Source organism: Variovorax sp. P5_A3, assembly GCF_056400665.1.
Map to the genome: position 1 here is coordinate 276,116 of NZ_JBFUKW010000010.1, position 19,502 is coordinate 295,617.

Sequence of the window (19,502 nt, forward strand, 5' to 3'; positions counted from 1 at the left end):
GAGCCACCGATGCTGACCATCCAGAATCTTTCGGCCGGCTACGGCAAGGTGCAGGTGCTGCACGGCGTTTCGATCGAAGTGCCGAAGGGCAAGGTCGTGACGCTCATCGGCTCCAACGGAGCGGGCAAGACGACGACCATGCGCGCGGTGTCGGGAATGATCCGCGCGACCTCCGGCGAGATCACGCTCAACGGCAAGCGCATCGACGGCCTGGAGTCCTACCACATCGCCAAGCTGGGGCTCGCGCATTCACCCGAGGGTCGGCGCGTGTTCGCGACCATGAGCGTGACCGACAACCTGACGCTGGGCGCGTTCCCGCGCCTCACGGGCAGTCGGCCGCGCGGCGACGTGGCGGGGGACCTGGAGCGCGCGATGGAACTCTTCCCGCGTCTCAAGGAGCGCCGCACGCAGCTGGCCGGCACGCTGTCGGGCGGCGAGCAGCAGATGCTCGCCATGGCGCGCGCCGTGATGCTCAACCCCGAGGTCGTGCTGCTCGACGAGCCGTCGATGGGGCTCGCGCCCATCCTGGTGGCCGAGGTGTTCCGCATCATCGAGCGGCTCAAGCAGGAGGGCGTGACGATGCTGTTGGTCGAGCAATTCGCGGCCGCCGCGCTGGGCGTGGCCGACTACGGCTATGTGTTGGAGAACGGCCGCATCTCGCTGCACGGGCCGGCGGAGAAACTGCGCAACGATCCGGGCGTGAAGGCGGCGTACCTGGGTGGCGGGCACTAGGGCCCGGATTTGCCCTGGGGCTCGATCGCCCACTCCGCGGCCCTGCGTGCATGGATGCGCGTCGTGTCGAACAGCGGCACCGCGGCGTCCGTCTGGTCGACCAGAAGCGAAATCTCCGTGCACCCAAGAATGATGGCCTGCGCGCCCTGGCTCGCGAGGTCGGCGATCACGCGGCGGTAGGCCGTGCGCGATGCCTCGACGACCTTACCGAGACACAGCTCTTCGTAGATGACCCGGTGAACCATGTTGCGGTCCTGCGCGTTGGGCACCAGCACTTCGAGTCCGTGGCGCTCGCACAGGCGATCCCGATAGAAGGCCTGCTCCATCGTGAAGCGCGTGCCGAGCAGGCCGACGGTCGAATGGCCGCCGTCCTTGATTTCCTCGGCTGTCGGATCGGCGATGTGAAAGAGCGGAATGCCGACCGCCGACTCGATGTGCGAGGCCACCTTGTGCATCGTGTTCGTGCACAGCACCAGGAAATCCGCGCCGGCCGCCTGGAGCGAGCGCGCCGCATCGGCCAGCATCGCACCCGCCGCGTCCCAGTCGCCGGCATGTTGCAGCCGCTCGATCTCATGGAAGTCGACGCTGTAGAGGATCAGCTTTGCGGAATGGAGGCCGCCGAGGCGCGCCTTGATCGTCTCGTTGATTTCCCTGTAGTAGGGCACGGTCGATTCCCAACTCATGCCGCCGATGAGGCCGATGACTTTCACTGGTGCTCCACGCAGATGCCGACGCCGGGCGTCCGATGCGACGATGGTAGGCCCGAAGCGGCCGGACATAGTTTCTCGCAATGAGAATCTAGTATTGAATCGAGATTAAATTCTTGCAATGAGATTATTGTCTCATTAGAGTTCGCATCCATCCCAACCAAGATTCCGCTGGAGGACCCGAACCATGGCACTGACCCGCGCACAGATGGACCGCAAGATCGACGAGCACTTCCACTTCGAGGCCAATGACGACGTCGAAGGTGTCCTGGCGACGCTCTCGCCCGATGTCGAGCACGACATCGTCGGTTCGCCGACCGGGCCGACGCGTGGTCCTGCGGGCGCGCGTCCGTTCTACGAAAGCCTGTTCGGCGACCTGTCGGACAGCAAGATCGAATGCCTGCGCCGGCTCTACGGCGACGGTTTCCTGGTGGACGAATCAATGTGGCGCGGCAAGGCGCTGGGCCGGCCCTTCGGCCTCGAAGGCAGGGGGCGACCGCTCGAATTCCGCCTGCTGCATGTGGTCGAGTTCGCCGAGAGCGGCGACATCCAGCGCGAGAACGTGTGGCTGGACCTCGCGTCCATCATCCAGCAGTTGCCGCAAGACTGAAGCCGGACACGATGCGCATGCGGATCGAGCAGGCTTCCTCCGCCAACGGCGGACGCTCCAACCAGCGCAGGCGCACGCGCAAGGACCTGCTGCAGGCGGCGTCGCGATTGCTGAAGCAGGGCCGCAAGCCCAGCCTGGAGGAGATCGCCGAGGAAGCGGCCGTTTCGCGCGCCACGGCCTACCGTTACTTTCCGAACGTGGACGCGCTGCATCGCGAGGCTTCGCTCGACATGGTCGCCCCCGAGGCCGCGGACGTGCTGCACGGCATGCAGACCCAGGACCCCGTGTCGCGACTGGAGCGTGTCGACGGTGCGCTGAACGACATGATGGCGACCAACGAGGCGCAGTTGCGAATGATGCTCGCGCACTCGGTCGAGAGAGTCGTGCGTGGCGAGCAGGGCGGCGAACTGCCCGCCCGCCAGAATCGGCGGACACCGCTGATCGAGGCCGCGCTGGAGCCCGCGCGCGGGCAGTTCAAGCCAGCCGCATTCAGGAACCTGAGCCACGCGCTGGCCCTGATCATCGGCACCGAGGCGATGGTGGTCTTCAAGGACGTGCTGCAACTGGACGATGCGGAAGCGCTGAAAGTCAGGCGCTGGGCGATCCGGGCGCTGGTGGAGGCGGCGAGGAAGCCGGGCTGAGGCCGCCGTTCATTTCGAGTCTTCTCGCCCGTGCGCCCAGCCCGGAACCGAAAGGTAGTAGCGCAACGCCTTGCCCTGCCCCGTGGTGTGAAGCAGGCCGCGTTGAAGCAGGTCGGACAAGTCGCGTGTGGCGGTGGCTTTGGACGCGGTCGTCATCTTCAGGTACTTGTCGACGTTGAGACCGCCCAGGAAGCCGCCGTCGCCGGCGTCGAGCAGGCGCTTGAGCAATTGACGCTGCCGGTCGTTGAGGGGCGCGCGTGCGTGCGCGGCCCAGAAGCGCGATTTGTCGAGCGTCGCCTGCATCACGTCCATCGACCTGCTGCACGCCTTGCCGAACGCATCGGCAAACCAGGTCACGAAGGCTGTCACATCGACACCGCCCGACTGCGCCGCTGCAAGCGCGTCGTAGTAGCCGCGGCGGTCGGCAAGCATCTGGCGCGACAGGCTGTAGAGCCTCGTCGGTGCGCCCACGTCCTGCGCCAGGGCCATGTCGGCGATCGCTCGGCCGATTCGTCCGTTGCCGTCCTCGAAGGGGTGGACCGTCTCGAACCACAGGTGCGCGATCGCTGCGCGTGCGAGGCCATCGAGCGCCGGCTTGCGGTCGATGGCGGGGCGCGTTGCCTCGAACCACGCCAGGAACGCGTCCATCTCGCCCGTGACCGCCGACGAAGGCGGCGCGGTGTAGTGCACGACCTCCCTGCCGGGAAGGCCGCTGACGATCTGCATCGGATCCGCGTGGTCCCTGTAGCGGCCGATGGCAATGCGCCGGATTCCCGCGGTCCCGCCCGGGAAGAGGGCCGATTGCCAGCGGCAGAGCCGGTCCGTGTCCAACGCCTGCGCAAATTCGTCAGTGGCATCCTGCATGACCTCGACCAGGCCTTCGATGTGGCGACTGGAAGGCCCGGAATCTTCGTGGCCGAGATGCCGAAGGACGGAGGACCGCACGGCGGCGAGTTCGAGTCGCTCGCCTTCGATCGCGGCCGTCGCAATGGCTTCGTGCGTCCACAGTTCCTCGGCGACGTGCTGCATGTCCGACAAGCCGATCGCACGCGCCATGCCGTTGACCTGCCCTTGGAGTTCGCGCGCCCGCAACAACGCTGGACCGGCGGCAGCGAGGTCGTAATGCAGGTTCGGCCATCCGGCGTCCTGCCAGATGTAGCGCTTCTTGGAGACCATGAGCCGTATTTTAGCAAATACGGCTCAAAAAATGAGCCGTATTTGCCCATTTGCGGCTCACCCGAAGGTCCGCGCGAGCAGGGATTCGAACGTCGCCTCGGCGCCCTTGAGTATCAGCGCCTCGGTCGCCTGGGCCGTCGCCGTGGCTTCCGCATAGCGTGCGAAGGCGAGTTGCTTGTCCAGCGGGGGCAGCATGACCGGCAGCGACTTCAGGTCCTGCTGGTTGAGGCTTGCCTGGTTGATCGCGCGCTTGGCATTGATCTGGAAGTGCCGCCGGGTGCGGCTGGTCTGGAGCGCCGCGAAGACATAGCGCGGCAGCGCGTGTTCGGGGTCCATCACGAGTCGCATCATGTTCGACTCGAACACCGTCGGCTCCGCCAGCGCCGGGATCAGCACGCTCTTGCCAAGGTGCTCGGGGCTGTTCACGCGGTTGACGATGATGTCCCCCTCGGCCAGCGCGTACCGCTGGACCTCGTCATCGTCGAGTCGCAGGCGCTTGATCTGTGTCGGGTCGCTCAACTCGCCATCGCGAAAGCTGTCGATGCGCACGATGGGCGTGCCCGCGCCGTAGGCCGACTTGTGCTTGTACAGGCCGTTCTGCGGATTGATCTTGAGCAGGCTGCCGAGCGGCACGACGGGCCAGCCCTTCGGGTTGGTCGTCGAGTCGCCGAACAGGTCGAAGAACAGGGCCGGCACCAACTGGATCGTCTTCTCGCGGATGTCGCGCCGCAGGCGGATCACGCTCTGCGCACACTGGAGGATGTCGACGATGCGCTGCTGGGCCTTCAGGTCGGGCAGCGGCAGCTTCTGGTCAAGGATGCCCGAATCGGACACGGCCGGGTACAGCGCGCCCGTAGCGAGCTTGCACACGCTGCGGATGAAACGGCTGGAGCGGACGAAGAAGTACAGGTATTCGGACATCACCCGCGGCGTCGCCCGCAACACGCAGAACGCGGTGCTCGCGACTTCCCCATCGAGCGAATCGGGCACCAGCGCGACCGCGTTGAGATTCGGGCGCACGGTGGAGACCAGCACATCGCCCTTGCGCATCAGCCTGCGCGCACGGCTCGGGGCCTCGGCGCCCATCATCGAGCGGGCGCCGGTGATGGCCTTCCTCTTGTTGTCGACGGCGGCGACGTCGACGTAGGTGAATGGGTCGTTCGGCCAGGCGGACGGGTTCATCGTGCCCGTTTTCGCCTCGACCACCTCCCTGAGCGCTACCCTTGGCACCGTCATCCATCCGACTCCGCAACCAGCATCCGAAGCGTTTCCGTCTCCTTGACACATTCCAGTTGAAGCGCGATCAGGTCGTCGATCAATTCGAGCGGCTTGCGATGCTCGGCCTGCGCTTCGGTCAGTGGCCGGTAGCGGCTGGCCGACAGGTTGTAGTCGTTGGCGCGCAGCGTAGGCGCATCGGCAAACCACCACTTCTCGTTCCACTCGGCCTCGGGCTCGCGCGCCTGCCATTGCGCGAGCGATTCATCGCGCTGCGCATAGGCCTTTGCGAGCCGGGGCAGGTCGTCCTTGTCGGTGGGTGTGTCGTGGTTCGCGTTGAGCGCATAGCCATCGTTCTCGACGTGCAGGAAGAGCACGTGCTCCGTCTGCCCGTGCTTGCGAAAGAAGAGCACCGAGGTCTTGACCCCCGAATAGGGCTGGAACACCCCACCTGGCAGGCTCATGACCGCATCGACCTGCGTGGTCTCCACGAGCTGCCGACGCAGCGCCTTGTGCGCCGCGGTGGGCCCGAACAGCACGCCCTCTGGCACCACGACGGCGGCGCGTCCTCCGGCTTGCAGGCTGTCGAGGATGTACTTGAGGAAGAGCAGTTCGGTGCTGCTGGTGGCGCCGACGCGCACCTCCTCGGCGATGCGGTCCTTGTCGACGCGGCCCGAGAACGGCGGATTCGCCAGCACCACGTCGAAGCCGTCGAGGGGCAGGCCCAGCTCGGCCTTCTGCCTGTCGTCGAGCACGGCGGTCAGCACGTTGCGGTGCAGGATGCGAACATTGGCGAGACCGCGCAGCGTGAGGTTCATCGTCGCGAGCCGCACCATCTTCGGATCGACGTCGTTGCCGAAGAAGGTTCCGGCTTGAAGGATGGCGATTTCCTCCGGCGTGAGGCGGTCGCCAAGTCCGCGCCGCTGCAGCTTGCCTTCGACCTCGGCCTCCGTGATGGCCTCGGGCGACGAATGGGCGAGGCGGATGTGGTTGTAGGCTGCCACGAGGAAGCCCGCCGTGCCCGCGGCCGGGTCGTAGATCGTCTCGCCGAGGGTCGGGTCCACCATTTCGACGATGCCGCGGATGATGTGGCGCGGCGTACGGAACTGGCCCAGCTCGCCCGCCTGCCTGATCTGGCGCAGCACATGCTCGAACAGGTCGCCCTTGGTGTCGGAGTCCGAGCCGGCCAGCCCGAGGCCGTCCACCAGTTCGATGACCTGCGCGAGCACCGTCGGCTCGCTGATGCCGAGGCGGGCGCCGCGCATGAAGTCATGCGCCCCCGCGGCGCCGATCTCGGCGAAGAAGGGGAACACCTCGTCGCGCACGAAGCCGACGAGTGCGTCGCCGGACAGTTGGCCAGCCCATGCGGACCAGCGGAATCGGTTGCGGGGAATGGTCGGCGTGCCGGTCCGCAGCGCGCCGGACGGCAGGTTGCCGTCGTGGGCGGACGGGGCAGAGGTATTCGTCGGATTCCTCAGCGTCCATTCGCCACTGAAGACGCTCACGAAGGGCGCCTTCAGGACTTCGGCGCGCTGCCGGTTCTCGTCGTCGATGCTCTCGAGGAGATAGAAGAAAAACAGGAACGACAACTGCTCCGCGTTGCTGACGGGGTCGGGGTAGCCGCCGCCGAACAGGTAGTCGCGAATCTGGTCGATCGACCGTCGCATTTCAGCGGTCAGTGGCATGGGGACGGGGCTTGGGCGATTCGCATGGTGAGCCCGCGAGTCTAAGAGGCAAATCGACGGCCGACGCCCGGTCGCGAGCTGTAGCAAACTTCGGGAACCCGGCGATGCCGACCTTTCCAGAGAAAAAAAGCCCCATGACCCAGAATCCGCCCGACTTGGAAGTCCTCCCGCGTGACATTTCCGCCTACCGCGAGGGCAACACCGGCATCGACTACGTGCACCGCTTCGAATCCGGCCAGCCCGGCCCTCACGTGCTGATCAACGCATTGACCCACGGCAACGAGATCTGCGGCATGGTCGCAGCGACCCATCTCCTGGACACCGGCGTGCGGCCGAAGACCGGCACGCTGACGGTGAGCTTCGCGCACGTCGAGGCCTACAACGCCTTCGACGCGGAAAAGCCGTTCGACAACCGCCAGATCGTGCACAACCTCAATCGCGTGTGGTCCGACGAATGGCTGGACGGGCCCGAGGACAGCCCCGAGCTGCGCCGGGCACGCGAGTTGCGGCCAGTCGTGGCTGCCGCAGACCACATTCTCGATATCCACTCGACCAGCCAGGACGTGGTGCCTTTCTGGGTCTACCCCGCGTTCGATCGCAATGCCAAGGTGGCGCTGGCGATCGGGCTGCCTTCGGTGCACCTGGTGATGCCGAGCGGGCTTGGGTCCGGCACACCGCTGATCCAGCACGGCATGCACGCCGGTCCCGATGCGCCGGGCGCCGCGATGGTGGTGGAGTGCGGCCAGCATTTCAAGCAGTCGGCGGCCGATCTCGCGACGGAGGTCACGACGCGATTCCTGGCGCATTTCGGCCTGGTCGACAAGGACCCGGCGACGCCCGCGCCCGAAGCGCAGCGGCGCTTCGAGCTGCTGCAGACCCACGTGATCCAGTCCGAGGACTTCCGCTTCGTGCGCCCGCTGATCGGCTTCGAGACCTTTGCGAAGGGCGAGTTGATCGCGACCAACGGGCCGGACGAGATTCGCGCGCCGTGCGACGAGTGCACGATCTTCATGCCGGCGCAGCGGGTGATCGTGGGGCGTGAGGCGGTTTATCTGACGAGGCCGTTTTGAGGGTCGCTGGATGGTGATGCTCTGATTTGCGTCAACATTTTTGTTTATACTGGCGGCGGGCGTGTTGGCGCATCCGGCTGGATGGACGTGCCAAAGCCTCCTTGTCGCCGAGCGATAGCTGCGCAAAGATGCTGCAAGTCGGGGAGAGGGTTCCGAGGGAGCACGTGATCAACTTGACCAGGATCGGGGTGCGGAATGGCAACTGCAAATAGTCGAGCGACAACCAACCGCGCTCATCCACTCTGCCACGTCGTACCAAGGAGTTGGGTGGAGGTCTGCGCAAGGCGATCCTTCATCAGCTCGAAATCAAAGATTGATATTTCCTATGTTTAGCTATCCGGCAAAAGTGACGCGGGATGGTGATGGCTACTTGGTGACGTTCCGGGATATCCCGGAAGCGATGACTGGCGCCGAGGACCGAGCCGAAGCGATCGAACTGGCGGTTGATGCCTTGACGACGGCAATGGACTTCTATTTCGAGGACAGGCGGCCCGTGCCATTGCCTTCTCCTCTGAAAAGAGGGCAGATCGCAGTGGATCTGCCCGCAAGCGTTTCGGCGAAGATTCTTTTGCTCAACGAAATGATTGCCCAGGGCAAGCGCCCGGCAGAATTGGCGCGCCTCATGCACGCGCGCCCTCAAGAGGTGACGCGCCTCATCGATCTGCATCACCCAACGAAGATCGACACGATCGCCGCAGCCTTGCAGGCCATGGGAAAGCGACTCGATCTCCGGATTGCCTAGAACCCCCGTGCGGGCGGGCTTGAGGAATTATTTCCCCCAGCTGTCCCTCATCCCCGCAGCCCTGTTGAACACACATTGGCCTGCGTCGCTCTTGCGGGCGTCCAGCACGAAGTAGCCATGCCTCTCGAACTGGAACGGCGCGCCTTCTGCCGCTGCGGCCAGTGAAGGCTCGACGTAGGCCACCGTGGTGAGCAGGCTGTCGCGATTGAGCTCTTCGAGCAGTTCGCCGCTGCCAGGCTGAGGTGCCGCGAACAGTCGTTCGTAGAGCCGAACTTCGGCCTGCAGCGCGTCGGCCGCGGCAACCCAGGAGATGTTGCCCTTGACCTTGATGGCATCCGCGCCGGGCGTGCCGCTTTTGGTATCTGGCACCAGCTTCGCCTGCACTTCGATCACCTTGCCATCCGCGTCCTTCGTGCCGCCGGTGCACTCGATGACGTGGCCGTACTTCAGGCGCACCTTGTTGCCCGGGAACAGGCGGAAGAAGCCCTTGGGCTGCACTTCCTCGTAGTCGGTGCGTTCGATCCACACCTCTCGGCCGAGCTTGAAGTCGCGGCGGCCCATCTCGGGGTGATGCGGATGGACCGGCGCCGTGCAGTCGTCCAGCACGTCGTCGCCGCCCATGAGTTCGCCCCAGTTCGTGATGATGAGCTTCACCGGGTCCAGCACGGCCATGGCGCGCGGGGCGATCGGGTCGAGCGTGTCGCGCAGCGCGGCTTCGAGGCTCGCATAGTCGATCCAGCCGCCCGACTTGGTCACGCCCGAGCGTTCGCAGAACAGCCTGAGCGCGTCCGGCGTGTAGCCGCGGCGGCGCAGGCCGGCGAGGGTGGGCATGCGGGGGTCGTCCCAGCCGTCGACGTGGCCTTCCTCGACCAGTTGGCGCAGCTTGCGCTTGCTGGTGATGACGTGGGTGACGTTGAGCCGCGCGAATTCATATTGGCGCGGATGCGGCGAAGCGATCAGGCCGCCTTCGGCGAGCCGGTCGAGCAGCCAGTCGTAGAAGGGGCGCTGGTCCTCGAATTCGAGCGTGCAGAAGCTGTGGGTGATCTGTTCCAGCGCGTCCTCGATGGGGTGCGCGAAGGTGTACATCGGGTAGATGCACCACTTGTCGCCGGTGTTGTGGTGCGTCGCACGGCGAATGCGGTACAGCGCGGGATCGCGCATGTTGATGTTGGGGCTCGCCATGTCGATCCTGGCGCGCAGGACGGCGGCACCGTCTTCCAACCTGCCGTCGCGCATCGCGCGGAAGCGAAGGAGGTTTTCCTCGGGCACGCGATTGCGGAAAGGGCTGTCGGTGCCAGGCGTATTGAAGTCGCCGCGGGTGGCGCGGATCTCCTCGGCGCTCTGTTCGTCGACGTAGGCGAGGCCGGCGCTGATCAGGTACTCGGCCGCGCGATACATGAAGTCGAAGTAGTTGCTCGCGAAATATTCGTGCTCATTGGGCTCGCCGGGGTGGGCGGGGTCGTCGGCCAGCACGGCGTTGTAGCCGAGCCACTTCACGGCATCGCGGATCGCGTCGACGTATTCCTGTTCTTCCTTTTCGGGGTTGGTGTCGTCGAAGCGCAGGTGGCACACGCCACCGTACTCCTTGGCCAACTCGAAATTGAGCCAGATGCTCTTGGCGTGGCCGATGTGCAGGTAGCCGTTGGGTTCGGGCGGAAAGCGCATGCGCACCTTGGCGGGGTCCAGCATGCCCTGTGCGTGGTGGGCGGCGTCGCCCGGGGTGCCGCCCCATCTGCGGCTGGAGTAGATGCCCTGTTCGAGGTCGCTTTCGATCACATGGCGCAGGAAATTGCTTGGCTTGGCGGAGTCGTTGTCTGCAGGGGAAGTCATCTGCTCATTCTAGGTGGGGCTCCAGAGGCGTTACGTTTGGCAACTTTCTTCACGAAGCGGCGTACACCGGGTTGACACTTGGCGCGTTCAATACAGACAAGGCGGCCAAAACCCGCCTCTACAGGAGTTTGAAATCATGAGCGTCACTCGTTCCACTATCTTCAAATGGGCTGCTGCCGCAGCGGTCGCGACGGGCGCACTTTTTGCCTCCGCCGCGGCCAGCGCTGGCAATGTGGCCTGGTCGGTCGGGGTCAATGTGCCGGGCATCGCGGTCGGCGTGGGCGCCCCCATTTATGCGCCGGCACCGGTCTACTACCCACCCGCACCTGTGTACTACGCGCCGCCGCCGGTGTACTACCGTCCGGCACCTGTCTACTACGGCCCGCCGCGCGCTTACTACGGCCCCCCGCGTGGCTACTATCGCCCAGCCCCGGGCTACTACCACGGCCATCGCGGAAACTGGCGCTGAGCCGAATCAGATCACCTGCTGTCACATGACGAAACCGGCCCTCCAGGGGGCCGGTTTTTTCTTGGGCGTCGACTTTGTACTTACATCGCTCGAAAGAGATGGGCGTAGAGCCGGCTGACCGGGATCTTTTCCGCGCGGCCTCTCAGGGTCAGGTGTTGCTTGCCGGCTTCGTCGCGATGCACGAGCTCGATCGCGTCGCTGCGCACGACGACGGCGCGATGCACCTGCCAGAAGACGTTGGGATCGAGTTGCGGCAGCAATTGCTTCAGCGGCGTGCGGATCAGGTATTCGCTCGTGGCCGTCAGTACGCGGACGTATTTGTCGGCAGCTTCGAAGTACTGCACCTCGTCGATGGGCACCATCCGCACGCTGTTGCCCGATGAGCCGGCTTCGCTGGCGGCGATGAGCTTGATCGGCCCGCCGTTGCCCGAAGGCGCACCATCGCCGGCGGCTGCAAGGACCTTGCGCCATTGCGCGAGCGTATTCGCGAGCACGTCGTCGGCCGGCAACGACGGCGACGCACGGGATTCCAGCGCCTGTTGCAGCCGGCCCACGGTGCGGCGCAGGCGCTCGGGTTGCACCGGCTTCAGCACGTAGTCGATGGCCTGGGCATCGAAGGCGCGGGCCGCGTATTCGTCGTAGGCGGTTACGAAGACCAGTTGAGGCATCGGTGCCTCGTCGACCGGCCAGGTGTCCGCGAGTTCGGCGGCGACCCCCAGTCCGTCGAGGCCCGGCATGCGAATGTCGAGAAACAGGACCTGCGGCAGTCGTTCCAGCGCCTCGCGCACCGCGCTCCGGCCGTCGCCCACCGTGGCCAGGATCTGAAGCTCGGGCCAGGCGGCGGCGAGTTCGGCGCGCAATGCCTGGGCCAGCAACGATTCGTCTTCGGCGATGAGGGCGGTCGGCTTCATGTCGGCAGGGGAAAGGTGATGGTGGCGCGCGTGCCGCCGGTGGCGAGCGGGGTCAGGGTCATCGTGCTTTTCGCGCCGTAGACGGTCGCAAGACGCTCTCGCACCTGGGCTACGCCGAAACCACTGGATTCCGAGGGCTCGGGTGCATTGCCGATGCCAACGCCGGTGTCGCTCACGTCAATGGCGAGCTGTGCACCTTCTCGACGGGCGCGCACGATGATCTCGCCGCCGTTCACTTGCGGTTCCAGGCCATGGCGGATGCTGTTTTCCACCAGCGGCTGCAGCATCAGTGGCGGCACGAGCACGGCGCGGAGTTCGTCAGGCAGATCAAGCGTGTAGCGCAGGCGGTCGCCCATGCGCACCGACATCAATTCGAGGTAGTCGCCGAGCCGGTCGAACTCGGCGGCGAGCGGATGCGCCAGTGCGCGCGAGCCGCCGAGCGTCACGCGCAAGTAGCTGTTGAGGCGGTCTAGCATGGCCACCGCGCGCGGCGGGTCGGTCGTGATGAGCACGCGCAGGTTGGCCAGGGTGTTGAAGAGCATGTGCGGCTCGAGCTGGGTTTCGAGCAGCTTGAGACGCGCATCGGCGGCGTCGCGCTGGGCGAGGGCGATGGCGCCTTCGAGGTACTTGCTCTTGCCGCGGCTGTAATAGAAATAGCAGATCGCGATGCCGGCGACGCCGGTGATGACCAGCGTCGACGCGAACTTGTGCGGCGCGAAAGTCCAGAACTCGAGCAGCGGCGCGCCGGTCCACGCGTCGCCGATCACATTCCCGCCCAGGAATCCCGCCGTGATCCCCACCGCCACCAGCACCACGCCCTTGGCGCCGTTGGGCCACAGCTTCGAGGGATCTGGACTCATCATCAGCCGCCCGATGTCAATGACGAACCAGCTGATCAGCCCGATGGAGAGCGAGTAGACGAATTGCGCCCCCCAGCCGCCGCGGCCGGAGATGGCGAGCGCGATGGCGATGAGAGATGAAAAAACCGCCGTCGTCAGGGCATGCCGCAGCAAGTCAACGCCGTTCTCGCGCGTCATGTTGCGCCTGAAGGTGGCGATCACGAGAACTCTCCTGTCATGGCAGGAGATTCTGGACGAAGAAGTCGCGCATGGCTGCGTACACCGCGTCGAGCGTGCGACGGTCGAAGCCGGGCGGGTCGTTCAGCAGCCGTGCGGCGCGTGCCGGCAGGTCGGGCGGCATGGGCGAAAGGATCGAACCGTGGCCGGCCTCGGTCATGTCTGCCAGCAGCACGCAGCCCGCGCACGCGGCGCTGACCGCGTCGATGTGCCAGTGCGGCGCGAGCCAGGCGTCCTGCCCGGCGCGCACGAGGCCGAGCGGAATGCGCGGCGTCGACAGCGTGGCCATGTCGATCGGCACCGCCATCGGCACGGCGGCGACGGCGACCGCGATGCGCGGATCGGTCCATGCCTCGAGCGCGGTCTCGTTGTCGAACTTCGATCGGATCACCCGGCGCGCCACGGCCAGGCGAAGCGCGTCGAGCGGACTGCCCGTCAGTTCGGTACTGAGTCCGACGCACGTCGGGAAGTCTTCCGCGAGGTGGGCATCGCAGTGCCGGGCGAGGAGCGCCGGAGACCAGCGCGCCCCGGCCAGCGTCAGGGCGGTCAGCCCGCCAGCCGACATGCCGTAGACGCCGACACGCTTCAGGTCGAGCACCGAAGCGAAGCGCGGGTCGGCCGCCATCGCGTCGATCGCCTGGGTCACCTCGTGCGGCCGGTGCCGCCAGGAGACCGGGCCGACCGCGCTGTGGTCGTGCCAGTTATCGCCCGCATGCTCCGGCACGGCCACGGTGAAGCCTGCCGTCACCAACATGTGCGTCAGGTCGGTGAACTCCCAAGGCGAACCGCCCGAGCCGTGCGAGATGACGATCAGGCGGCGGTTGCCGGCGGCGGGCACCGCATCGATAGCGAAATTGAGGGAGTAGGGGCCGCGCTGCACCGGCACGGCGGGCGCGGCGGTCGGGTAGAAGACGGTGACAGGCCCGGAGTCCGTCGGTGCAGGCAGCACGGTGACCCCGGTGGCCGCTTGCGCGGCCGAAGCCAGGACGCAGGCGGCCACCAGCGCCAGCCGCCTCCAGAGCGAAACCCTCACCACGGATCTCCCTTCGCGCCGGCGAGCTTGGCGCGTTCATGCTCGACCATCCTCTCCAGCAGGTTGCCACCTGGCGCGAACAGCCACACGGCCAGTCCGTGCAGGGCAAGCCCCAGGCCCCAGCCGAGGGCGGGGTAGATGGCCCATCGATGCCCGCTGGAAACCGAGAGCACGACCAGCATCAGGTTGACGGCCAGGTACGCCGCAGCGTGAATGAACCATCCGATCTTGACCCCGGCACGGCGGCGGGCGAGACGGTCTATGTCCTTGGTGGTCATGGCGATGCTCCTTCGAGGTTTCAGATGGCCAGGGTTGCGCGGTCGGCCTGTATCGCAACGCGCCAAAGGCGGATCGCGCGGCCCATGAAGATTCCGCTGAATGCGCCGTAGAGCGCACTGATGACCACGGTGAACGAGGCCTGATGCGCGATTTCCGGGTGCATGGCGAGCAGTACGCCCACGACATACTTGGTGAAAAAGATGCCCATCATCAGCAGCAACGGTACGGCACTGCCCGCAACGTGGAACCGGCGCGATGCCGCGTCATAGCGTGTGGTGGACGGCGCGCCACGCTGCAGCACCACGCCGAGCAGCGCGCAGGCCATCACGGCCCAGGCCAGCAAGGCCATCGGCGACTGTCCGAACCCCGAGGCAACGCCATAGACGGACAGGCCGGTCATGCCCGCGGACATCAGCGTCACCCGCGCGAGGCTCACGCTGCGGGCCAGCAGTTGCTTGGCGCCGAGCCAGAGCAGGGTGGCGAAGAGGATGAACACCCACTTGGGCGTATGGGCAAGGATCTGGGTCAGCATCAGCATGAGGTTCTCCGTGTCGATGGGCGGACTGTGCCGATTGCTCGCGACGCCCGCCATGCGCATGCGACGAACTGCTTTTGGGCGGCGCCAGTTGCATTCCGCCGTCGCCGGATGCAGACGTGCATGGCGGCTTTACCGAGGCTTTACGGTTGGGACGGGCTGAGCGCTACGATTCGGCGCTCCACTACGGCCTGCTGCCAATAAGCCCAACCTCCAATGTCGTCTCCCATTTCCGAGCCTTCCCCGACCGCCCACCCCGCCCCCCGGGCTCCCTCGCGCCGGCGCCGGTGGGTGGGCAGCCTCGTGGCGCTGCTGGTCGTGGTCGGCCTGGCGTGGGGCGCGTGGTACCTGATCAAGCGCTCGGGCGAACCGACCGGGCCGAGGGGCAACTTCGGCGGCGCCAGTTCCACAGTGGGTCATGCCTCGGCGCGGCGGGCCGACCTGCCGATCGTCATCGATGCGCTGGGCACGGTGACTCCGCTCGCCACCATCACGCTGCGGCCGCAGGTCGGTGGCGTGCTGACCGAGGTGCTCTACACCGAAGGCCAGTCCGTGAACAAGGGCCAGCTCCTGGCACGCATCGACCCGCGCCCCTACGAGCAGGCATTGATGCAGGCCCAGGGCACCCGCGTGCGCGACGAAGCTTCGCTCGAGGCGGCACGCGTCACGCTGTCGCGCTACCGCACGCTCCTGACCCAGGATTCGATCGCGCGGCAGGATGTCGACACCCAGGCCGCATTGGTCAAGCAACTCGAAGGTACCGTGATCACGGACCGCGCCGCCGAGGCCGCTGCCAAGCTGAACCTCGACTACACGCGCATCACCGCGCCGGTCACGGGCCGCATCGGTCTTCGCACGGTCGACCCCGGCAATACGGTCACCGCCAATGCGACGACCGGCATTGCCGTCATCACGCAGATGAACCCCATCGACGTGCAGTTCGCCGTGCCGCAGGATCGCGTGCCGGACATCCAGGCGCAACTGGCCAAGGGCGAGCCGTTGGTCGTCAAGGCGCTGGATCGCGTGCGCAGCGCGACGCTGGACACGGGTGTCTTCTCCACGCTCGACAACGTGGTCGATACCAGCACCGGCACCGTGCGTGCGAAAGCGCGTTTCGCGAACAACGGCGCGCCGTTGTTCCCGAACCAGTTCGTCAACGTGCAGATGACCTTGCGCACGATCAACGCCATCGTGGTGCCGGTGACGGCGGTGCGTACCGGCCCCAACGGCAATTTCGTCTACGTGGTCAACGAAGACCGCACGGTGTCAATGCGCACCGTGAAGCGCGGCGAGTCCACGGTCGATGTGGTGGCGATCGTCGACGGGCTGAAGCCCGGCGAAGACGTCGTGACCGAAGGCGGCGACCGCCTGAAGGATGGCGCGCGCGTGCTGCTCCAGGGCGATAACCCCGCCGCGCAGCGCCCGGCGAACGGCCCGCGCACACCGCGGCCCGAAGGCGCCAGGCGTCAGCGTCCTCCGCAGTGAGGGTGAGCGCATGAGCCCGTCGAAGCCATTCATCGAGCGGCCCGTTGCGACGGCGCTGCTCATGCTCGCGATCGTGCTTGCGGGCCTGGTCGGATTCCGCTTCCTGCCGCTGGCGGCGCTGCCGCAGGTCGACTACCCGACCATCCAGGTGCAGACGCTCTATCCCGGCGCCAGCCCCGAGGTGATGAGCCGCACCGTTACGGCGCCGTTGGAGCGCCAGTTCGGACAGATGGCGGGACTCGATCGCATGAGTTCGACCAGCGCCACGGGCGTGTCGATCGTCACGCTGCAGTTCGCACTCGACCAGACGCTCGACGTGGCCGAGCAGCAGGTGCAGGCGGCCATCAACGCGGGTGGGTCGCTGCTGCCGGCGGACCTCCCGGCGCCGCCGGTCTACGCCAAGGTCAACCCGGCGGACGCGCCCATCCTCACGCTGGCGGTCAGTTCCGACACCATGCCGCTGACCGAGGTGCAGAACCTCGTGAACACGCGGCTCGCGCAGAAGATCAGCCAGGTCGGCGGGGTCGGCCTGGTGTCGCTCTCGGGCGGGCAACGACCGGCGGTGCGCATCCAGGCCAACACGAACGCGCTCGCGTCGGTCGGCATCGGGCTCGACACTCTGCGCACCGCGATCGCCGCGGCCAACGCCAACAGCGCGAAGGGCAGCTTTGATGGGCCGAAGCGCGCCTACACCATCAACGCCAACGACCAGCTCGTCACGGCGGCCGACTACAAGAACCTGATCGTCGCGTGGAAGAGCGGCGCACCCGTGCGCATGACCGACGTGGCACGCGTCATCGACGGCGCGGAGAACACGCAGCTCGGCGCCTGGGCGGCGGTGAATTCGATCGCGACGACCGGTGAGCAGGATGGCAAGCTGTACCCGGCGATCATCCTGAACGTGCAGCGCCAGCCCGGTGCGAACGTGATCGGCACCGTCGATGCCATCAAGAAGCAGTTGCCCGAACTGGAAGCCTCGCTGCCCGGTTCGCTGAAGGTCGAAGTGCTGAGCGACCGCACGACTGGCATCCGCGCATCGGTGAGCCACGTTCAGCTGGAACTGGCGCTTGCCGTCGTGCTGGTGGTGCTGGTGATCTTCTTCTTCCTGCACAGCGTGCGCGCGACCATCATCGCCAGCATTGCGGTGCCGATCTCGCTGATCGGCACCTTCGGGCTGATGTACCTGCTGGGCTACAGCCTCAACAACCTGAGCCTGATGGCGCTGACCATTGCCACGGGCTTCGTGGTGGACGACGCGATCGTGATGATCGAGAACATCGCCCGCTACCTGGAGAAGGGCGAGCCGCCGTTCCAGGCCGCGCTGAAGGGCGCGACGCAGATCGGCTTCACCATCATCTCGTTGACGGTTTCGCTGATCGCGGTGCTGATTCCGCTGCTGTTCATGGGCGATGTGGTGGGGCGCCTGTTCCGCGAGTTCGCGGTGACGCTGGCGATCACGATCCTGATTTCCGCGGTGGTCTCGCTGACGCTGGTGCCGATGATGTCGGCGCGCTGGCTCAAGCCGGAGGCCGAGGAGGGTGGGCGTTTCGGCGCGAGCGTGCAGCGCTTCTTCGATCGCGTGATCGCGCGCTACGACATCTGGCTGCAATGGGTGTTCCGCCACCAGTCGCTCACGCTGTTGGTGGCGCTGCTGACGCTGGTGTTGACGGTGCTGCTCTACGTCTTCATTCCCAAGGGCTTGTTCCCGACGCAGGACACGGGTCAGCTCAAGGCGCGGATCGAGGCGTCGCAGGAGGTTTCGTATGTGCGCATGGCCGAGTTGCAGCAGTCGGCGGCCAATGCAATTCTTTCCGATCCGGATGTGCAAAGCCTGAGTTCGGTGGTGGGGGTGGATGCAGCCAACAACACGGCGCTGAATACCGGCAGCATGTTGATCAACCTTCGCAAGAGCCACGATGCGCAGAGCGTGGTGATGCAGCGGCTGCGTGATCGGGTGCGCGGCGATGTGGCGGGTGTCACGCTGTATCTGCAGCCGACGCAGGATCTGACGATCGATGCCGAGACCGGGCCGACGGAGTTTCGCGTGTCGCTCGAAGGTGTGGATACCGCGACGGTGAATGATTGGGCGCGCAAGCTGGTGGAGCGCCTGCGCAGCGTGCCGCAGGTGCGCAACCCGACGACGGATGCGGGCGCGCAGGGGCTGGCGGCTTATGTGGACATCGATCGCAACACGGCGTCGCGCCTGTCGGTGACGGCGAGTTCGGTGGACGATGCGCTGTACAGCGCGTTCGGGCAGCGGATCGTCTCGACGATCTTCACGGAGACCAACCAGTACCGGGTGATCCTGGAGGCGCAGCGGGAGTCGCTGGCTTCGCCGGAGGGGCTGGGCAATCTTCAGTTGCGCACGGGCGCGGGGACGGCGACGCCGTTGTCTTCGCTGGCGACCGTGCGGGAGCAGTTCGCGCCGTTGCAGGTGACGCGGGTGGCGCAATACCCGGCGGCGACGGTGGGCTTCGATACGGCGCCGGATGTGGCGCTGGGCAAGTCGGTCGCGGCGATTCGCGCGGCGGCGAAGGAGATCGCGATGCCGGCGAGTGTGAGCATGACTTTCCTCGGCGCGGCGGGGGCTTACGAGAAGTCGTTGACGAATCAGCTCTGGTTGATCCTGGCGGCGGTGGTGTGCGTGTACATCGTGCTGGGGGTGCTGTACGAGAGCTACATCCATCCGCTGACGATTCTGTCGACTTTGCCTTCGGCAGGTGTGGGCGCGTTGCTGGCGTTGATGCTGACGGGGAATGACTTGGGGGTGATCGGGATCATCGGGATCATCCTGTTGATCGGCATCGTGAAGAAGAACGCGATCATGATGATCGACTTCGCGATCGACGCAGAGCGACATCAGGGGATGGGGCCGCTGGAGGCGATTCACCAGGCTGCGTTGTTGCGCTTCCGGCCTATTCTGATGACGACGCTTGCGGCCTTGTTTGCTGCGCTGCCTTTGATGTTCGGGTGGGGTGAAGGGGCCGAGCTTCGGCGTCCTCTTGGGTTGGCGATCTTTGGGGGGCTTGTTGTCAGCCAGGTGTTGACTCTGTTTACTACGCCTGTGATCTATCTGGCGTTTGATCGGATGGGGCAGAGGTTCGGGCGGAGGGCTGCGGCTTGAAATGCTTCGTGCCCTCTGGTGAGGTCCGCCCGGCAGGCGGTGCGGCCTGGGTGACCCCGCTGCGCCGGCCCTTCGGGCTGCCCTGCAGTGCTCGCCTCAGGCGGGGTCCGCGCAAACTCGCTTCGCTCAAACACGCGCGGCCCTTTTTCCGCCTGAGGCTGCGCGCTTCGGCGGCGCAGAGG

At 66.1% G+C, this 19,502-nt stretch carries 18 protein-coding genes; 8 read left to right on the forward strand and 10 right to left on the reverse strand.

Annotated elements, in window-relative coordinates; genetic code table 11:
- Positions 1 to 9: 9 nt before the first annotated feature.
- Complete coding sequence (locus AC1D3B_RS18205; RefSeq protein WP_478192056.1) at positions 10 to 732, forward strand: ABC transporter ATP-binding protein; 723 nt, start codon at positions 10 to 12, stop codon at positions 730 to 732.
- On the opposite strand, the gene AC1D3B_RS18210 is transcribed toward AC1D3B_RS18205, so the two are convergent.
- On the reverse strand, positions 729 to 1,442 hold the full coding sequence (locus AC1D3B_RS18210; protein WP_478192057.1) for an aspartate/glutamate racemase family protein: 714 nt from the start codon (positions 1,440 to 1,442) through the stop codon (positions 729 to 731). The genes AC1D3B_RS18205 and AC1D3B_RS18210 overlap by 4 nt on opposite strands.
- Positions 1,443 to 1,626: 184 nt before the next feature.
- Between AC1D3B_RS18210 and AC1D3B_RS18215 the strand changes: the two genes are divergently transcribed.
- Positions 1,627 to 2,049 carry an ester cyclase gene (locus tag AC1D3B_RS18215; RefSeq protein WP_478192058.1) on the forward strand — a complete coding sequence of 141 codons (423 nt, stop codon included), beginning with the start codon at positions 1,627 to 1,629 and terminating at the stop codon, positions 2,047 to 2,049.
- Positions 2,050 to 2,060: 11 nt separating this feature from the next.
- Positions 2,061 to 2,690: a TetR/AcrR family transcriptional regulator gene (locus AC1D3B_RS18220; RefSeq protein WP_478192059.1), complete on the forward strand. Its 630-nt coding sequence runs from the start codon at positions 2,061 to 2,063 to the stop codon at positions 2,688 to 2,690.
- Positions 2,691 to 2,699: 9 nt separating this feature from the next.
- Here AC1D3B_RS18220 and AC1D3B_RS18225 read toward each other — a convergent pair whose 3' ends face one another.
- From AC1D3B_RS18225 to AC1D3B_RS18235, 3 genes are read right to left on the reverse strand one after another with little or no spacing between them, the layout of a single operon-like run.
- The gene (locus AC1D3B_RS18225; protein ID WP_478192060.1) at positions 2,700 to 3,866 is read right to left on the reverse strand and encodes a Fic family protein; all 1,167 of its coding nucleotides are present in this window, start codon (positions 3,864 to 3,866) and stop codon (positions 2,700 to 2,702) included.
- Between the two features lie 57 nt (positions 3,867 to 3,923).
- Positions 3,924 to 5,102 carry a restriction endonuclease subunit S gene (locus AC1D3B_RS18230; protein WP_478192061.1) on the reverse strand — a complete coding sequence of 393 codons (1,179 nt, stop codon included), beginning with the start codon at positions 5,100 to 5,102 and terminating at the stop codon, positions 3,924 to 3,926.
- A complete protein-coding gene (locus AC1D3B_RS18235; protein WP_478192062.1) occupies positions 5,099 to 6,766 on the reverse strand; it encodes an HsdM family class I SAM-dependent methyltransferase in 1,668 nt (555 codons plus the stop codon). Before AC1D3B_RS18235 ends, AC1D3B_RS18230 begins: the two co-directional genes overlap by 4 nt.
- 134 nt (positions 6,767 to 6,900) lie before the next feature.
- On the opposite strand from AC1D3B_RS18235, the gene AC1D3B_RS18240 reads away from it, so the two are divergent.
- Entirely contained in the window at positions 6,901 to 7,836 is a 936-nt protein-coding gene (locus tag AC1D3B_RS18240) for a M14 family metallopeptidase (RefSeq protein ID WP_478192063.1), read from the forward strand.
- Between the two features lie 325 nt (positions 7,837 to 8,161).
- Complete coding sequence (locus AC1D3B_RS18245) at positions 8,162 to 8,578, forward strand: type II toxin-antitoxin system HicB family antitoxin (RefSeq protein ID WP_478192064.1); 417 nt, start codon at positions 8,162 to 8,164, stop codon at positions 8,576 to 8,578.
- A gap of 27 nt (positions 8,579 to 8,605) precedes the next feature.
- On the opposite strand, the gene AC1D3B_RS18250 is transcribed toward AC1D3B_RS18245, so the two are convergent.
- Positions 8,606 to 10,408, reverse strand: coding sequence for a glutamine--tRNA ligase/YqeY domain fusion protein (locus AC1D3B_RS18250; protein WP_478192065.1), 1,803 nt, complete (start codon positions 10,406 to 10,408; stop codon positions 8,606 to 8,608).
- Positions 10,409 to 10,544: 136 nt separating this feature from the next.
- On the opposite strand from AC1D3B_RS18250, the gene AC1D3B_RS18255 reads away from it, so the two are divergent.
- Positions 10,545 to 10,877 (forward strand): hypothetical protein, encoded by a 333-nt coding sequence (locus AC1D3B_RS18255; RefSeq protein WP_478192066.1) that lies wholly within the window; start codon positions 10,545 to 10,547, stop codon positions 10,875 to 10,877.
- 80 nt (positions 10,878 to 10,957) lie between these two features.
- Here AC1D3B_RS18255 and AC1D3B_RS18260 read toward each other — a convergent pair whose 3' ends face one another.
- Genes AC1D3B_RS18260 through AC1D3B_RS18280 form a run of 5 tightly spaced genes read right to left on the reverse strand, consistent with a single transcriptional unit; the run spans position 10,958 to position 14,714 of the window.
- Positions 10,958 to 11,788 carry a LytR/AlgR family response regulator transcription factor gene (locus AC1D3B_RS18260; RefSeq protein ID WP_478192067.1) on the reverse strand — a complete coding sequence of 277 codons (831 nt, stop codon included), beginning with the start codon at positions 11,786 to 11,788 and terminating at the stop codon, positions 10,958 to 10,960.
- Entirely contained in the window at positions 11,785 to 12,849 is a 1,065-nt protein-coding gene (locus AC1D3B_RS18265) for a sensor histidine kinase (RefSeq protein WP_478192068.1), read from the reverse strand. The genes AC1D3B_RS18260 and AC1D3B_RS18265 overlap by 4 nt, the downstream gene beginning before the upstream one ends.
- Positions 12,850 to 12,862: 13 nt before the next feature.
- Positions 12,863 to 13,897 (reverse strand): alpha/beta hydrolase family protein, encoded by a 1,035-nt coding sequence (locus AC1D3B_RS18270; protein WP_478192069.1) that lies wholly within the window; start codon positions 13,895 to 13,897, stop codon positions 12,863 to 12,865.
- Positions 13,894 to 14,175: a 2TM domain-containing protein gene (locus tag AC1D3B_RS18275; protein WP_478192070.1), complete on the reverse strand. Its 282-nt coding sequence runs from the start codon at positions 14,173 to 14,175 to the stop codon at positions 13,894 to 13,896. The genes AC1D3B_RS18270 and AC1D3B_RS18275 overlap by 4 nt, the downstream gene beginning before the upstream one ends.
- 20 nt (positions 14,176 to 14,195) lie before the next feature.
- Positions 14,196 to 14,714, reverse strand: coding sequence for a DUF6622 family protein (locus AC1D3B_RS18280; protein ID WP_478192071.1), 519 nt, complete (start codon positions 14,712 to 14,714; stop codon positions 14,196 to 14,198).
- A 288-nt stretch (positions 14,715 to 15,002) separates the two neighbouring features.
- On the opposite strand from AC1D3B_RS18280, the gene AC1D3B_RS18285 reads away from it, so the two are divergent.
- Together AC1D3B_RS18285 and AC1D3B_RS18290 are read left to right on the forward strand one after the other, a co-directional pair.
- Positions 15,003 to 16,196, forward strand: a complete 1,194-nt coding sequence (locus tag AC1D3B_RS18285) for an efflux RND transporter periplasmic adaptor subunit (RefSeq protein WP_478192072.1) — start codon at positions 15,003 to 15,005, stop codon at positions 16,194 to 16,196.
- A gap of 10 nt (positions 16,197 to 16,206) precedes the next feature.
- Positions 16,207 to 19,320, forward strand: a complete 3,114-nt coding sequence (locus AC1D3B_RS18290; protein WP_478192073.1) for an efflux RND transporter permease subunit — start codon at positions 16,207 to 16,209, stop codon at positions 19,318 to 19,320.
- Positions 19,321 to 19,502: the final 182 nt, after the last annotated feature.

What these genes read in the sequence shown, in the direction of transcription:
- AC1D3B_RS18260 (WP_478192067.1), bottom strand. Translation starts at nt 11,788, where the DNA reads ATGAAGCCGACCGCCCTCATCGCCGAAGACGAATCGTTGCTGGCCCAG.
- AC1D3B_RS18290 (WP_478192073.1), top strand. Translation starts at nt 16,207, where the DNA reads ATGAGCCCGTCGAAGCCATTCATCGAGCGGCCCGTTGCGACGGCGCTG.
- AC1D3B_RS18230 (WP_478192061.1), bottom strand. Translation starts at nt 5,102, where the DNA reads ATGACGGTGCCAAGGGTAGCGCTCAGGGAGGTGGTCGAGGCGAAAACG.
- AC1D3B_RS18255 (WP_478192066.1), top strand. Translation starts at nt 10,545, where the DNA reads ATGAGCGTCACTCGTTCCACTATCTTCAAATGGGCTGCTGCCGCAGCG.
- AC1D3B_RS18220 (WP_478192059.1), top strand. Translation starts at nt 2,061, where the DNA reads ATGCGCATGCGGATCGAGCAGGCTTCCTCCGCCAACGGCGGACGCTCC.
- AC1D3B_RS18275 (WP_478192070.1), bottom strand. Translation starts at nt 14,175, where the DNA reads ATGACCACCAAGGACATAGACCGTCTCGCCCGCCGCCGTGCCGGGGTC.
- AC1D3B_RS18240 (WP_478192063.1), top strand. Translation starts at nt 6,901, where the DNA reads ATGACCCAGAATCCGCCCGACTTGGAAGTCCTCCCGCGTGACATTTCC.
- AC1D3B_RS18245 (WP_478192064.1), top strand. Translation starts at nt 8,162, where the DNA reads ATGTTTAGCTATCCGGCAAAAGTGACGCGGGATGGTGATGGCTACTTG.
- AC1D3B_RS18205 (WP_478192056.1), top strand. Translation starts at nt 10, where the DNA reads ATGCTGACCATCCAGAATCTTTCGGCCGGCTACGGCAAGGTGCAGGTG.
- AC1D3B_RS18235 (WP_478192062.1), bottom strand. Translation starts at nt 6,766, where the DNA reads ATGCCACTGACCGCTGAAATGCGACGGTCGATCGACCAGATTCGCGAC.
- AC1D3B_RS18225 (WP_478192060.1), bottom strand. Translation starts at nt 3,866, where the DNA reads ATGGTCTCCAAGAAGCGCTACATCTGGCAGGACGCCGGATGGCCGAAC.
- AC1D3B_RS18215 (WP_478192058.1), top strand. Translation starts at nt 1,627, where the DNA reads ATGGCACTGACCCGCGCACAGATGGACCGCAAGATCGACGAGCACTTC.
- AC1D3B_RS18250 (WP_478192065.1), bottom strand. Translation starts at nt 10,408, where the DNA reads ATGACTTCCCCTGCAGACAACGACTCCGCCAAGCCAAGCAATTTCCTG.
- AC1D3B_RS18280 (WP_478192071.1), bottom strand. Translation starts at nt 14,714, where the DNA reads ATGCTGATGCTGACCCAGATCCTTGCCCATACGCCCAAGTGGGTGTTC.